The sequence below is a fragment of the Paenibacillus sp. AN1007 genome (assembly GCF_040702995.1).
Classification (GTDB): domain Bacteria; phylum Bacillota; class Bacilli; order Paenibacillales; family Paenibacillaceae; genus Paenibacillus.
The window spans coordinates 2,978,993-2,994,514 of the sequence record NZ_CP159992.1; the positions used below are offsets into that span (position 1 = coordinate 2,978,993).

At 47.0% G+C, this 15,522-nt stretch carries 9 protein-coding genes and 1 pseudogene; 4 read left to right on the forward strand and 6 right to left on the reverse strand.

What is annotated here, in order from left to right; translation table 11 throughout:
- The gene (locus ABXS70_RS13065) at positions 1-591 is read right to left on the reverse strand and encodes a biliverdin-producing heme oxygenase (RefSeq protein WP_342555829.1); all 591 of its coding nucleotides are present in this window, start codon (positions 589-591) and stop codon (positions 1-3) included.
- A 466-nt stretch (positions 592-1,057) separates the two neighbouring features.
- Between ABXS70_RS13065 and ABXS70_RS13070 the strand changes: the two genes are divergently transcribed.
- The 4 genes from ABXS70_RS13070 (at position 1,058) to ABXS70_RS13085 (ending at position 4,819) form a co-directional block, all read left to right on the forward strand.
- Positions 1,058-1,882, forward strand: a complete 825-nt coding sequence (locus ABXS70_RS13070) for a Nif3-like dinuclear metal center hexameric protein (RefSeq protein WP_366296225.1) — start codon at positions 1,058-1,060, stop codon at positions 1,880-1,882.
- 1,205 nt (positions 1,883-3,087) lie between these two features.
- The gene (locus ABXS70_RS13075; RefSeq protein ID WP_342555827.1) at positions 3,088-3,513 is read left to right on the forward strand and encodes a DMT family transporter; all 426 of its coding nucleotides are present in this window, start codon (positions 3,088-3,090) and stop codon (positions 3,511-3,513) included.
- 94 nt (positions 3,514-3,607) lie between these two features.
- Entirely contained in the window at positions 3,608-4,306 is a 699-nt protein-coding gene (locus ABXS70_RS13080) for a cyclic nucleotide-binding domain-containing protein (RefSeq protein ID WP_342555826.1), read from the forward strand.
- An 18-nt stretch (positions 4,307-4,324) separates the two neighbouring features.
- Positions 4,325-4,819, forward strand: coding sequence for a DMT family transporter (locus tag ABXS70_RS13085; protein ID WP_366296638.1), 495 nt, complete (start codon positions 4,325-4,327; stop codon positions 4,817-4,819).
- A 152-nt stretch (positions 4,820-4,971) separates the two neighbouring features.
- Here ABXS70_RS13085 and ABXS70_RS13090 read toward each other — a convergent pair whose 3' ends face one another.
- From ABXS70_RS13090 to ABXS70_RS13110, 5 genes and pseudogenes are all read right to left on the reverse strand, one after another.
- On the reverse strand, positions 4,972-5,688 hold the full coding sequence (locus ABXS70_RS13090) for a YebC/PmpR family DNA-binding transcriptional regulator (protein WP_145403727.1): 717 nt from the start codon (positions 5,686-5,688) through the stop codon (positions 4,972-4,974).
- Positions 5,689-5,872: 184 nt separating this feature from the next.
- A complete protein-coding gene (gene cysI / locus ABXS70_RS13095; protein WP_342555825.1) occupies positions 5,873-7,594 on the reverse strand; it encodes an assimilatory sulfite reductase (NADPH) hemoprotein subunit in 1,722 nt (573 codons plus the stop codon).
- A 53-nt stretch (positions 7,595-7,647) separates the two neighbouring features.
- On the reverse strand, positions 7,648-9,486 hold the full coding sequence (locus ABXS70_RS13100) for an assimilatory sulfite reductase (NADPH) flavoprotein subunit (RefSeq protein WP_366296640.1): 1,839 nt from the start codon (positions 9,484-9,486) through the stop codon (positions 7,648-7,650).
- Between the two features lie 439 nt (positions 9,487-9,925).
- Positions 9,926-13,321, reverse strand: coding sequence for a fibronectin type III domain-containing protein (locus ABXS70_RS13105; protein ID WP_366296228.1), 3,396 nt, complete (start codon positions 13,319-13,321; stop codon positions 9,926-9,928).
- A gap of 525 nt (positions 13,322-13,846) precedes the next feature.
- Positions 13,847-15,402 (reverse strand): annotated as a pseudogene (locus tag ABXS70_RS13110) (ABC-F family ATP-binding cassette domain-containing protein).
- Positions 15,403-15,522 lie beyond the last annotated feature (120 nt).

The following is a 15,522-nucleotide window of genomic DNA, read 5'->3' on the forward strand; positions in this document are numbered from 1 at the left end:
TTACGCATTGATCCATTGATCCAGCAGCCTGAAGGTCTCCGAGGCCGTATACACGATGATATCATGATCTTCCGATGTATGGATGGACTCCTGCAGCAGCTGCATAAACTCGCTCCATCTTGTTCGCGTCTCCGTGCCATAGGCATTGAAATACTGCAGTCCATGGTCCGCATCAATGGGCAAAAATTGTGACAAACGTTTAGTGATCATCTGCCCGCCATTAGTCGAGCCCTCAATAACATAGAGATATCCGAACAACCGCGCCGGTGTAGAAATATCCGGAAGCGCCGTGCAGCGGGGAATTTGTTTCATCTGTTCTTGGGTCATACCCAGATTTTTCAAATCCTGCTCCAGCAAGTCGGCCTTGCCTCTTACACCCATATCCAGTCCTGTAGTTTCCCAGAAAGGCAGTTCTACAGCTTGATCTTCCAGCGGCTTCAGGAATCCATAAAATTTCTCCAAGTACGCTCTGTATTGGTCCATCGTAACGGTCTTATCCATGATTGCTTTGGCGTAGGGATTCTGTTCTACTTGTCTGTGGTAATGTGCTGTCTCACTCTTCAGGCGTTCCATAATATTTACTGCCGTCATGTAGATAACCCCTTTCATCTGATGATGTTTATATTTGTTCCTCTATCGTGTCTGTCCATGAAATATACCTCAAGGGAACGTGAACCGAAGTTCGGAAGCAGCATCCGAATCTATATTGAATATAGAAAATGTTCCTAACTCAGAAAAGACCCTATGTAAGTATACTTTTTCTTGTACCAGAAAACTACTTGATTTCAATGAGCCTGATCATGGGTTATCGAGTTTCGTTGTTAAGATAACTAGAGGGCCTCCCGTACTCGTCATCTTAGGTAGGTTCATAACTTCTGTCTTTCAGTTGATACCCATATCGTGTATTTATTTAGGACAAGCCGTGTGATGAACTTTGTCCAGGTTTGCTGCATTCTTATATAGAACCAGCGGTGATAGAGTATAGGGTGCATGGCTGGTTTTTAAACTTAAAGATGGTACACTAACACTATATCCTTATACTGGGGGAATGAATCCGATGGAACTTACAGACTTGACGAAACTAAAAGAACTGAAGGTACAAGATATCGTGCACCATCTTAGCCATGGTATAGAACTGCCGGACAACACTGTGGATCAGCTGATTACCGGATCAATGGACCAGACCGTCACGGGCATTGTCGTTTCTTTCATGCCTACACAGCAGGTCATTGAACAGGCTGTCCAGCTGGGAGCGAGCATGATCATTGCCCATGAATCTCCTTTTTACAACCATCATAGTACCACCGATTGGCTTAAAAACGACTCCGTCTATACATACAAAAGAAACTTGATTGATCAATCTGGCATTGCCTTATTTCGCTGCCATGATATTATTCATCGCTTTGAGCCGGATGGTATAACCGACGGACTCATCCAGGATCTCGCATGGGACACATACGTCAGTCACCAAACAGCTGAATTCGATATCATTACATTTCCGGAGGGTGTTACGGTTCGTTCCATTACCCAGCAGTTGAAAGAGCGCCTTGGTATGGAATATGTCCGTATTGCGGGAGACACAGAAACTCTTTGCAGACGCGCTGCCATTCTGGTTGGATTCCGTGGTAACGGTCATACGACGATTCCTCTTGTGCAGAACGAGCAGGTTGATCTGATTATCGCCGGGGAAGGATTTGAATGGGAGACACCTGAATACATCCGTGACGCGGTGCAGCAGGGTAAATCCAAAGCGCTCATTATGATTGGACATGCCGAGAGTGAGGCTCCAGGCATGAAACTTTTGACGCACAAGCTGGCCGAGTCCTTTCCACAGATTCAAGTTACTTATGTGAAGGAGCAGCCCGTGTTTAAAATATTCTGAGGCTTCATATGATGGCTGTCTTCAAACTTCAGGAGTATATAAGTATACGTGTGTGATGTATGGTTTAGTTTGGATAGTGAGTCAGAGTTACGGGGCGAGATTGCTGGAATTAAAGAGATAATCAAATAGAAAAACTAAATTGATCATAAGTGTATTGTATGTTTGGCAATCTCGGTCTCCGCAACTAAAACACGCACTCTTTCGGCTAACGATCTCCAGAGACGCTATTTTACAAGTTTTGAAGCCTTCAAAACTGTAACGATCCCCACAAAGCTTATTTTGGTAAAAACACAAGCTTAACGCCCATTTTCACATCGATTACCCTGAATAAGGTTTCCTGAGATCGTTAGGAATTAAAAACATGAAATCTGGGCCAAATAGCGTTTCTGGGGATCGTTTGAGAAATATCCAGTCAAATTAGGATGCTTTGCAGTTAAAACTACTGCACTGCTGTCTCTTTCAGTCCACTCCCCTCACTTTTTCTCATATGTATCCTCTCTTCACTCCGTTCTACACTCGCCTACTGCCTAATTGCCACTTGCTCACATACATACATTCCTGATCCCTTGTTCACTTACTTACTTACTTACTTACTTACTTACACACATAGCCGCCTGCTTACCTCCTCACTTACTTACTGATTCACACACACTTACGTCCGTACTTTACATGCCTATCGACTTCCCTACTTAGCTGCCTGCTTAATCACTACTCACTTACTATTTCCACATTCACTCACTAATTCCATACTTACTCACGACTTACTTGCCCACTACTCGCTCGCTTGCTTCAATTCTATTTACAGTTCCCCCTCCTCTCTCTTGCAATCTGTTCATCACTTTCCCACATCTTTTTTGCTTATTCAAATTCCTTTTCCTGCCCTCGTTCTGGCTCTTACTATGCCGCCCCTGCCATGTTTTACCTTCTTATCTCGCCATTCTCTACCTATCAATGTGAAAAGCGGTCATCTTGTGCTTATATATGAAGCTGATTAACTTCTCTCGATGCAGGATACTGTGTGCTGAAATCCACCTGCAGGAACTGCATGTGGTACAATACCACGCTCCATATCTGGATTTAGCCGAGCCTGTGTTATACACTAAATGCTGTGAATTTCAGGCTCAGGACATTTGTCCTTGGCGAAAATGATCCATTTATCATTTAATAGAAGTCGAAGTCATGCAGTAAAGGAGCTATGAAGAAAGATGAGAGGAATTATTTTTGCTCTGCTGGGCGGAGCCTGCATTACCCTGCAGGGGGTTGCCAATGCCCGAATCAGTACGGATATGGGCACATGGCAGGCCGCTGCGATCACGCAATTGACGGGATTTATACTCGCGGCGCTTATTCTCGCGTTTGTACGGGATGCGAATCTTCAGGGGATTAAACAAGTAAAACCGATGTATCTTGCTGGAGGGGCATTTGGTGCAGTTATTATTTTCAGCGAAGTTACAGCGATTCAACAGATCGGTATAACTTTTACGATCTCGGCTCTTCTGATTGCACAATTGTTTTTAACCTTTTTGATCGACAGCAATGGTTGGTTTGGCGTGCTGAAACAAAAAATGAAACTACCGCAGTTTTTAGGCATTGCCATAATGATCAGCGGCGTTATCATTATGAAGCTGTAACTTCGTTATCTACTACAGCAGCAATATCCAGCTGATTAATATCTGAAATGATTAGATTTTCCGAAATCCGAATGAACGCAGGGGTGGGAACCATATGGAAGAAATTCATAATGCACAGCAAATGATGAACTATTTGGAGCAGTATCAATTGGAAACGATCTTTCACGAGCACCTGCGTCCACATATGACCCTATGTCAATTCGAAAAATGTGAGCTGATCTGCCGCGAAGGCGAGGCTTCTGAATACTTATACGTACTGGTTGAGGGAAAGATCAAAATCTTTACCACCTCCCCGCAGGACAAAACACTGGTGCTGTGCTTCAAAACTCCGCTCGAAGTGGTTGGAGACATCGAATATGTTCGTGAGAGTAAAACCGTAAATACCGTTCAAGCGGTATCTTCGGTTGTGATGATTCGTGTCCATTACCGCTGGCTTAAGGAGCTTGCCAGTGATTACGCACCTTTACTGAAGTTTTTGCTGAAAATTATCTCACACAAATTCTACATTGATTCGAACTTTTCCAATTTTAATCTGATGTATCCCGTAGAGGTCCGTTTAGCCAGTTATCTGCTCTCCATCTCTACGGATGAAGGCGGTACCGTTATGCATGAGGAACTCGACGCATTTAATCTCACCGACATAGCTAACCTGATCGGTACAAGTTATCGCCATTTGAATCGGGTTATTCAGAAGCTTTGTGCCGACGGTTTCATTGAACGACATCAAGGATTAATCCGAATTACGAATCGTGTCGGCCTGCGAAATATTGCCGGTCATAACATTTATGAATAAGGAGTCAGGATACGCATGATAATTACAGGTGTTTTGCTTGCGCTGCTGGCCGGTTCACTGGTGAGCCTGCAGACGATTTTTAACAGTAAAGTGAATGAACGCACCGGTTCATGGTCTACAACAACGATGGTGCTTTTTACCGGATTTATCGCTTCATTTCTAATCTCCCTGCTTGTTGAAGGTCAAAATACATTCAGCTTCCAGCATATGCAGCCGTGGTATTGGCTGAGCGGTGCGATTGGCGTTGGTGTGGTCTTCTGTCTTGTCCAGGGGATGAAGCTGCTTGGCCCCACCTATGCGATTTCGATCGTGCTGACCTCTCAGCTGAGCTTTGCTTTATTATTCGATTCCATGGGCTGGCTTGGTCTGGAGCAGATTCCGTTCTCATGGAACCAGCTGATTGGTGTGCTGGTCATTGTAGGCGGAATTGTGGTGTTTAAGTTTGGCGGATTGAATAAAGAGACGTCCGACTCATCGGATAAATCGCCTAGCACCGCGCCGAACAATTCTTAACGATAACAAAAAGAGTGTCCATTCCATCCTTTCGGATGGGATCGACACTCTTTTTCTATTCAAACTCTTTCAAACATACATACGTAAGTTAATGAAACTGCTTGAAATACGTTCTGATATTCAAAGTACAGCTTGAATTCATATCTGCTCGCTTACACAAACTCCACGTTATGATATACCTGCTGCACATCTTCCAAGTCTTCGAGCGCGTCGATCAGCTTCTCGAACTGAACTTGGGCATCCGCAGGCAGTTCAATGTGGTTTTGCGCCAGCATCGTCAGCTCGGCTACCGTGAACTCGGTAACACCAGCGGCTTTGAATGCTTCCTGTACCGCGTGGAATTGATCCGGTTCTGCGTATACGATAACAGCTTCGTCTTCATCCACGATATCCCGTACGTCTACATCTGCTTCCAGCATAATCTCCAGCACTTCTTCCGCATTTTTGCCTTCTACGCCAATGACTGCTGTTGGATCAAACATATACGCAACGGAACCGCTGACACCCATATTGCCGCCGTTTTTGTTAAACGCCGAACGCACTTCAGGTGCTGTACGGTTTACGTTATTCGTGAGCGCGTCTACAATCACCATTGCACCGTTCGGCCCGAAGCCTTCGTAACGCAGCTCTTCGTAGTTCTCGTCCCCGCTGCCTTTGGCTTTTTCCATCGCACGGTCAATAATGGCTTTGGGTACGTTATACGTTTTAGCACGTTCCAAAACAACCTTCAACGCACGGTTCGCTTCCGGGTCCGGTTCGCCCTTCTTCGCTGCTACATAGATCTCAACGCCGAATTTGGCATAGACCCGGCTTGTATTTGCGTCTTTTGAAGCTTTCTTTTCCTTAATATTATTCCATTTACGACCCATATCGTTTCCGCTCACTTTCAACATGTAATCTGCATTCTACTAAGTCATTATATCGTGTTGCGTCTGGTTCAACAAGTTTATAACCACGAAATAATAGGCGCCGTCACTATAATTCCCTCGTCCTTTACGCGTTCTGTCGAGACAAAAAGCACTCCTTAAAGGAATGCTTTTAGAAAATTTCGAATTATGCGTGGAATTGTCTTCCGTCCAGCACTTCAGGTACGTAACCCGCACGGATTACGAAGTCTCCGAAATGCTCGCCTTCATTACGTTCTTTTGCATATTGGTTAATCATCGGTGTCAGTGTATTCAAAATCTCATCTTCCCCGATATTTTCACGGTACAGCTTGTTCAGACGATGTCCTGTGAAGCTGCCGCCGAGGTAGAAATTGTACTTGCCTGGAGCTTTCCCGATAAAAGCAATCTCTGCCAGCATCGGTCTGGCACATCCATTTGGACAGCCCGTCATGCGAATGACGATCTCTTCATCCCTCAACCCGGCTTCATCCAATACAGGCTCCAGTTTGTCAATCAAGGATGGCAGGTAGCGTTCAGACTCGGCCATAGCCAGACCACAGGTTGGGAGTGCAACACAAGCCATGGAGCTTCTGCGGAGAGCAGAATAATGAGCCCCATCCGTCAGATTATACTGCTGCATCAATGCTTCAATCTTTTTCTTTTTCTGACTGCTGATATTACCAATAATCAGGTTTTGGTTCGCCGTCAGGCGGAAATCTCCGGTATGAACTTTGGCAATTTCACGAAGCCCTGTCATCAGCGGATAACCGTCTACATCCTTTACCCGTCCGTTCTGAATAAACAGCGTGTAATGCCATTTCCCGTTACTGCCTTTCACCCAGCCATAACGATCTCCGTTATGATCGAAATGATAAGAACGCGCTGCTTCCAGGCTCCAGCCAAGACGCTGGGTCAGCTCATTTACGAACCATTCCAGACCGTGATCATCGATCGTGTATTTAAAACGCGCATGTTTACGAACCGCACGATCTCCATAGTCACGCTGAATCATGACCGTTTTTTCTGCCACATCAATCATCTGCTCCGGCGTACAGAAACCAATCACTTTGGACACTTGAGGATACGTCTTCGAATCTCCGTGAGACATCCCCATACCTCCGCCGACAGATACGTTAAAACCCTGCAGTTTGCCATTCTCAACGATTGCGATAAAGCCCAAATCCTGTGAAAATACATCTACATCATTGGATGGAGGCACCGCAATACCGATTTTGAACTTACGCGGCAAGTAAACCTTGCCATAGATTGGTTCAACCTCTTCATCCGATTCCTGGGAGTCAATCACTTTCTCCCCATCCAGCCACAGCTCATGGTAAGCACGAGTGCGCGGGTCCAGATGATTACTCACCTGACAAGCCCACTCATATACTTCTGCATGTACTTCAGACTGATTCGGATTCGGGTTGCACATCACGTTGCGGTTAACGTCCCCACATGCAGCCAAGGTGCTGAGCAAAGAGTCATTGACTTCACGGATCGTATTTTTGAGATCCCATTTCAATACTCCGTGCAGCTGAAACGATTGGCGAGTCGTCAGACGGATCGTCTGATTCGCATATTTATGAGCAACACGGTCCATCATCAGCCACTGCTCCGGCGTTACAATCCCCCCGGAGGCACGTACGCGCAGCATGAACTGATATGCAGGCTCCAACTTGGATTTGTTACGCTCGTTGCGCAGGTCACGGTCATCCTGCATGTAGCTGCCGTGATGTTTCATTAGACGGTTGTCGTCTTCAGGAATAGCACCAGTAATCCGATCTGCCAGTGTCTCGGTGAGACTTCCGCGTAAATAATTGCTCTTGATCTTGATATCTTCCACATCACTGTTGGTGCGCTGCGGATTAAGTAAATTGTTATAAGCCATGCCGCTTTCTCCTCTCGTCTCTGCGGAATATAACCCTTCGGCTCAGCCTTGGATTAATACACATCCCGCTGATAACGTTTCTCCTGCTGCAGCCGTGTCATATATTCTGCAGCCTGTTCAGGCGACAAGCCGCCTTCCTGCTGTAGAATGGTAATCAGCGCAGCATGCACATCATGAGCCATTTTTTTCTCATCGCCGCAGATATATACGCTTGCTCCCTCCTGGAGCCATTGGTACAATTCCTTACTGTGTTCCAGCATACGATGCTGCACGTAAACTTTCTGTTCCGTATCCCGGGAGAAGGCAACATCCATCTTCGTAAGGACTCCGTCTTTGAGCCAACGCTGCCACTCGGTCTGGTATAAAAAGTCTGTAGAGAAGTGCTGATCTCCGTAGAAAAGCCATGTTTTGCCTTCCGCACCCGTTTCTTCCCGTTCGCCAAGGAATGAGCGGAATGGGGCCACCCCCGTTCCAGGTCCAACCATAATGATCGGTGTATCCGGATTTTCGGGTAATTTGAAATTGGGATTATGCTGAATATATATTGGCAAAGCGTCACCCGGCTCGATTCGTTCGGCGAGATGTACAGAACATACACCGTAACGCTGTCTGCCGCGTGCTTCATAACGCACCGTTCGAACCGTCAGATGAACCTCGTCCGGGTAAGACTTGGAACTGCTCGCAATGGAATACAGACGTGCCGGTATTTTACGAAGAACCGTCAGAAATTGCGCTGCCGGAATACCTTTCAGTCCATAGTCCTGAACCAGATCCAGCAGATCGCAGCTGTTCATAACGTTCCGAAATTCAGAGCCGTCTGCCAGCAGTGCCGCTAACCCGCTCCCTTCATTTAGCTTCGCAAGCTGTTCCACCACGGGTTTCGTTACCGCTGTAATTTCGTAATGACGCAGCAGTGCTTCATAAACGGATACCTGATCTCCATTCTTGTTCACCGTAACTTGTTCGTCCGCATTCCAACCCATCGCAGCAATCAGCTCATCGACAAGACGCGGGTGATTCTCTGGAAAAACACCCAGGCTGTCACCCGGCTCATAATCTAGATTGGAACCTTCCAAAGACAGCTCAATATGACGTGTCTCACGGTCTGATCCGCGACCATTCAGATTGAGATTTTCGAGGACCTCTGCCTTGAAAGGATTGGTGCGGTTGAATTCGGATTCTCCGCTGCTAACTGCAGCCGTGATCGCTTCACTAGTTACTGTACCCGCATGAGCGGTACTGCTGCTGAGCGAAGTCAGAACATCGTTCATCCACGCTGCGGCCGGTTCATCAAAATCAACATCACAGTCTACGCGTGGAACCAGCACTGTGCCGCCTAATTCCTGAAGCCTTTTGTCAAAATCTTTACCGGTCTGACAGAAGAACTCATAAGAGGTATCGCCCAGAGCCAATACGGAATAACGAAGTCCGTCCAGCTTAGGAGCTCGTTTACTGTTCAGAAACTCATGGAACGGAATGGCATTATCCGGCGGTTCACCTTCTCCATGTGTGCTGACCACGATCAGGAGATTTTCAATTTTTTTCAGCCCGTTCGGTTTAAAATCTCCCATGGATGACAAGGTTACCTGCAGTCCCTGCTCTTCCAGCTTTTTAGCAAGTTTTTTGGACAATCCAATCGAATTGCCTGTCTGTGAACCGTACAGTACCGTGACCTCACGAGACACAGGAGCAGCACTTACGGGTAACGCAGCCGCATTTTGTCCATTCTGTTGGGTCACCCCCGGCTGAACTGCCTGCGCAGTCCCCGCCTGAAACGCTGTAATATATCCGCTGAGCCAAAGTCTCTGTCCGTCTGTTAATGTAGGAATAAGACGATTGAGCAAATCTACCTGCTCTTGATTAAAAGGACTATTTGTCACTTGAAGTTCCACCATCTGCCACCTCACGCATTGCTTCGATTTTAATTCCTACTAAAGTGATCATATTAATTTCTTCTCTCTAGAACCTAACACACCGCGGGTTGAGGGTCAATTTCAATGATTTTATACCATTTATCAGTTTCTCTAATAAAGGAATAAAACGTCCCAATATGTAGATTTTCAAGCATCGCTATTTTCTGATAATTGAAGCATCACAGAACACAGCAAAAAAGCCTGCTTAACCTGAAGTTCAGGTCAAACAAGCCTTTTTTTAGAAATGGATCAGCGTTCTTGTTATGCAAAAGAGAGGCAAGATGTATCACTTTTCCCAGACAGTCTAACTCGTCACAGCCTAGGTCACGATAGCAGATTCAGCACGATTGGCCTAAACCGCAGGTTTCACTTTAGCATTACAGCGGCTGTACAAGCTTAGCTTACAAACTGTAACGGGTTACTTGTCACGGAGCAATCTCCCATTGCCGTGCACAGGAGACGTTTCACTTGATTTTACAATCATAATCCAGCTGATTAACGGGTCCTGAGATGCCGTATTACGTACCGTAAGATCCAGCTTACCACTCGAAACCTCTACGCCTTTATGGGCCCTGATACTTGCTGGTGTATACGTAACCGCCCCCGTATTCGTGCCGTTAATTAGAAAATCGGCACGGCGTGAAGTATTTGTCCACGGATCATGGAATCCAGCATACACATCGTACTCACCGTTTGGCACATCAAAGCTGTACGTCAGATCCCTGCCTTTGGGTGAGCCGCTGATATTTCCGGCATTCAGATATCGCACGGTTGAGAATATATCTCCGCCGTCCGTACCGGAAGGCAGTGCATCCGCGCTGACATATCCCCATGAACGCCCTGCAGCCGGAGCGTACATCTGATCCACGACTCCCGGATGCAGCAGCGAATCCTGCATATAATTACTCATCAGCTCGTAATCCGCCGTCTGGTATCCACCGCTGTTCACAAAATATAATGTATTCTCGGGAATGACAAACACACGTACTGCTTGTGTTTTATTGTGATACTCCGGTGTCGTGACCTGCAGCGTGAGCGGCCCGGGTTTGGCAAAATCAGCTGCGGTCAGCGCCCGATGATCAATCGTCCACACCGCTGTCGTAGATACCAGCTGATCACCATCACGCACGCTCACTGTCGAAGGCAGCGCTGGCACTTCTCCCAGCTTCACCGCTTCCGGCAGCTGATCCGCTATATCTACCCTGCCCATCGAATCCAGCAGATCAGGTGTCCAGCTGTTATACCACTTGATCGCAATATCTGATCCTATGCCAAATTCGATCGGCAAAAACACGTACTTGGCCCCATCGTTAGCAAAGTTTCCTCCGTTCCAGGTATCGCCCACGTATATAAACTTGCCCTTTTCCGGATCAACCGGAATAACTGCAGTCGTCTGTGTACCAAAAGCTTTGCCAGGATCAGGATCACTCGGCAGCGTGCGCACAAACGGATTCGTCATGGTCGACCAAGGCCCAAAAATATGGTCCGCAACCGTAACTTTATTCTCGTTGGGAGCCCAGCCAGAAGCCCCTGAAGTTAAGATGTAGTATTTACCCTGGTATTTGAACATGGCCGGTGCTTCACGCTGTCCACCTGGAAATACCCGAACATAGTCTACACCGTATTCTGCCTGATACACCGTATCACGAACCGGGTTTCCTTTATCGTCCGTACGCCCTTCCTTGTGCCAGCCTGTAACGTCACTGTAATCCTCGGTGAGCCTCGAAATGTACAGCGTCAGATTTTCCTCGCTGGAGTAGATCAGATAAGCGGTTCCGTCTTCGTCCTTGAATAGTGTCATGTCACGGGCCATACCCCGGTCATTCGGGAAATAATCCTTCTCCCCTTCGGGGGCCAGGTCCATCCGATAACTTTTCTGATACACAAATGGTCCTGTTGGTGAGTCACTGATGGCATAACCTGCCTTGGCTTTACCATAGTTGGCATTATTGTTATAAGGGTCTTTATCTCCGTCCATATGGGCCCACATGACATACTTTTTTGTTATGTCGTTGTAGATGACCTTCGGGCGCTCGATGATCCGTCCTTTGCGAATATCTGCCCAGATGTCCACACGATCCTCACGTCCAGCATACAGCTCTTGAATGAGCGGATCATGATCAAAATCGTCCATCGACTGCAGCATCGTCAGTGCCATGCCTTCGTCCGTCCAGTTGAGCAGGTCTTTGGAAGAATACACGCGTATGCCGACCGCAGGCCAGCCGCCTGTATGATGCTCCCCGTACCAGTAGTACTTTTCTGTCTGTTCATCGTAAAAGAAACCTGCGCCATGAGCATCAATCGGTTTGCCGTTCTGATCCGGCCACAACTGTCCAGGCGTAAAGCTTGTGCGCACCGTGGATACCCCCAGCGGTGCGGAGACAGGGGTATCCTTTCCGTCTACGCTGGCCTGAATGGTATAAAAATATCCCGTGCCCATCGTCAGCCCCGTGTCGTCTAAGGCAGCTGCACTTCCTGTGTAGATCTGCTGATAAGTACCTGAGGTACCTGCTGCCCTTGACACCTTATAGGTGACATCCGATCCGGGCAGCGCATCCCATTTCAAGGAAATCGTGGTATCCATCACAGCGGCAGCTGTAAATCCGGAGGGGGCGTCTGCGTCATACGTCTGTACTTCCGCCGTACGATATGGGGATTCCCCGGCGGCATTGTACGCGGTCACTCGATAGCTGTAGCTCTTCCCAGGTTCAAGTGACTGATCCGTGAAAGATACATCGCTGCCGTCGTAAACTAATTCATAGTCTTCTGTGCCTTGTTCGGCACGAACAATACGATAACCGCTCGCCTTATCTACTGCTTTCCAGGACAATTGAACACTTTTCGATGTTAGTGCCGCTGCCTGAACATCACCCGGAGCTTCCGGAGCTTGTGCTGTCGTTCTTGCTTCCAGCGGTATAGACCACTGGGACTCGGTTAATCCTCCATAGGCATAGGCAAGTCTGTAATAATAAACGGTGTCCGAGCTTAATCCTTCGTCCACATAATGGGCTGATGTCGGTTGACTAACAAGAGAGTAACCTCCTTCAAGCGTACTTGATCGATACAGATGATACCCCGCTGCCCCTTCGATATCAGGCCACTGCAGTGATATTGAAGATGACGTCTCCCCGTCAGCTGTAAGCAAAACTTCATTCGTCCGCGGTGGTTCCGCAATCACGACATCATCAATATGTACGGTCTGCCATTTGTTCCGAATGCCGACTTTACCTGTGGGAATCGAAGAATCGCTCAGATCAAAAACCAGCCGATTCATTCCATTCTCCACAATGTAACCGCGAATTGAAGTGCCAGAAAGCACCACTTTAAGCGTATACCACGTATTTTCGCTAAACGAATAGTCCACCGTTTTCAGTGCTGTATCTACGCCATTGACCTTTTTGCTGAAAACCAGTTTGTTATTGGGCACATGCATTTGAAAATAGTAGTAGTTATTTCGGTCCTGGAATCGCGGTAAAATGCCTGGAAACCCCTCACCCGCTCCTGTGTAAAAACGCATGGATACTGTCTTGTCTGCGGCAGGTTCTCCCGTCGTTATGAAACCCTCATCTGTATTGCTTTGGAAAAGAACCTGATTGCCTCCATCCGCAGGATCGGGTACTACCTCCCAAGTCCCTGAGATGACCTGCCATCCAGGTGAGGACGTATAATCGCCATCGGAAAAGTCATCTTGTATCCACGAGCCGGGCACAAGAGCTTCATCTGCGTGAACCTTGTCTTGATACATGAGTGGTCCTGAAGAGAATACAAGCACAGCGGATAACAGAATTGCAATCGGTTTTCTCAGTTTATCCAATATCGATTCGCTCCTTTACACTAAGAAATACATCATACCAATGAACCTTAAAAATACGATTCCAATGAAATCGGTTTCATTTTTGGATAAAAAAGAACCTGTCTTCTCTGCCAAGTGCAAACATCAACGTCACGAAGTACCGTTCTTAGCTGCCCATGTCATATAACAGGTTTTCTGGATAAAATATGTAACCGCTTTCTAAAATAGAATATCGTTTGTCTATCAGACTGTCAACCATCCTTTTGTCCTATTTCCCGCTTTCGCAATTTTGTGGCAAAAAACGCGTATCCAACCGCTAATGCAGGTCAAATACGCGTCATATCAACATTCGAACGGTCTCTCGAGTTTATACAAACAATCTGTTTTGCGGGCGTGTCTTGAAACACGCTGAAGTGCATCTTTTACCCCTTTTTCGCCCCCTGCAGCGTTACTTTCCCTTGACGTGCCCCTGCACGCCTGCGGTAACTTCCTGGCGTGGAACAAAAATTCGGTAAAATTGGCTTCCTTCAGCGTTTAAGGCATACATTAGAATACTTTGGTTGTCCAGGATTCACAGTTCCATGTCTCCGTCACAACATCACGGTAGAATTCCGGTTCGTGCGAGATCAGCAGAATGCTGCCTTTGTACGCTTGAAGCGCACGTTTCAGTTCGTCCTTTGCATCCACATCCAAGTGGTTCGTCGGCTCGTCGAGTACAAGCAGATTGGTTTCGTTGTTAATCAGCTTGCAAAGACGCACTTTTGCTTTTTCCCCACCGCTGAGGACAGCGACTTTACTCTCAATGTGTTTGGTCGTAAGTCCGCACTTCGCAAGGGCTGCGCGTACTTCAAACTGGGTGTAGGAAGGGAACTCCTGCCAAATTTCTTCGATACATGTATTGTAATTGGCATCCTTCATTTCCTGCTGGAAATAACCGATTTCCAGATGTTCTCCGCGCTGAACGTTTCCTTCCAAAGGCTGAATCTCTCCCAGAATACTGCGCATCAGCGTCGTTTTACCGATACCGTTAGCACCGACAAGCGCAATTTTCTGGCCGCGCTCCATACGAAGGTCAAGGGGTCTCGACAACGGTTCGTTGTACCCGATCACAAGCCCTTTTGTTTCAAAAATAAGCTTGCCGGACGTTCTTGCATCACGGAAATTGAACTGCGGCTTCGGTTTTTCCTTGGCCAGTTCGATCACGTCCATTTTGTCGAGCTTTTTCTGTCTGGACATCGCCATGTTCCGTGTAGCTACACTGGCTTTGTTACGCGCTACGAAGTCTTTCAGGTCCGCGATCTCCTGCTGCTGACGCTTGTACGCCGACTCCAGCTGCTGTTTCTTCATCTCGTAAACTTCCTGGAAGTGATCGTAGTCACCCACATAACGAGTCAGGTCCTGATTTTCCATATGGTAAATGAGGTTAATTACGCTGTTTAAGAACGGAATATCGTGTGAGATCAGAATGAAGGCATTCTCGTATTCCTGCAAATAACGCTTCAACCATTCAATATGCTGCTCATCCAGATAGTTTGTCGGCTCGTCAAGGAGCAGAATGTCCGGTTTTTCAAGCAAAAGCTTGGCAAGCAGCACTTTTGTCCGCTGTCCTCCGCTCAAGTCGTTAACGTCTTTGTCCAGACCGATATCGGTCAAACCCAAACCACGCGCGGTTTCATCTACCTTGGCATCAATCATGTAAAAATCCTGGTTCGTGAGCGTATCCTGAATTGTACCTACATCCTCAAGCAGCTGCTCGAGTTCTTCAGGTGTAACGTCACCCATCTTGCCATACATTTCGTTCATTTCCTGCTCCATGTCGAACAGGTACTGGAATGCGCTCGCAGCACGTCGCGGATCGATTGTCCCTTGCTCAGCACCGCATGCTGGTCGAGGTAACCTACACGCATCCGTTTGGACCATTCAACTTTACCTTCGTCCGGCTGCAGCTTGCCTGTAATAATGTTCATGAAGGTTGATTTACCTTCCCCATTCGCCCCGATCAGACCAATGTGCTCGCCCTTAAGCAGGCGGAATGAAACGTCGTTAAAGATAGCACGGTCACCAAAACCGTGACTTAATTTTTCTACATTTAATATACTCATTCATGGCACCTTTTCTATATAGACTTAATTCTTTGTATATTATAAGCGTTATCTTCCCTACAACTCAACGTCCTATTTTAAAATTAATGCATATTCACCTGTGTGTCTTCAAACTCATGC

What these genes read in the sequence shown, in the direction of transcription:
- ABXS70_RS13065 (WP_342555829.1), bottom strand. Translation starts at nt 591, where the DNA reads ATGACGGCAGTAAATATTATGGAACGCCTGAAGAGTGAGACAGCACAT.
- ABXS70_RS13070 (WP_366296225.1), top strand. Translation starts at nt 1,058, where the DNA reads ATGGAACTTACAGACTTGACGAAACTAAAAGAACTGAAGGTACAAGAT.
- ABXS70_RS13075 (WP_342555827.1), top strand. Translation starts at nt 3,088, where the DNA reads ATGAGAGGAATTATTTTTGCTCTGCTGGGCGGAGCCTGCATTACCCTG.
- ABXS70_RS13080 (WP_342555826.1), top strand. Translation starts at nt 3,608, where the DNA reads ATGGAAGAAATTCATAATGCACAGCAAATGATGAACTATTTGGAGCAG.
- ABXS70_RS13090 (WP_145403727.1), bottom strand. Translation starts at nt 5,688, where the DNA reads ATGGGTCGTAAATGGAATAATATTAAGGAAAAGAAAGCTTCAAAAGAC.
- cysI (WP_342555825.1), bottom strand. Translation starts at nt 7,594, where the DNA reads ATGGCTTATAACAATTTACTTAATCCGCAGCGCACCAACAGTGATGTG.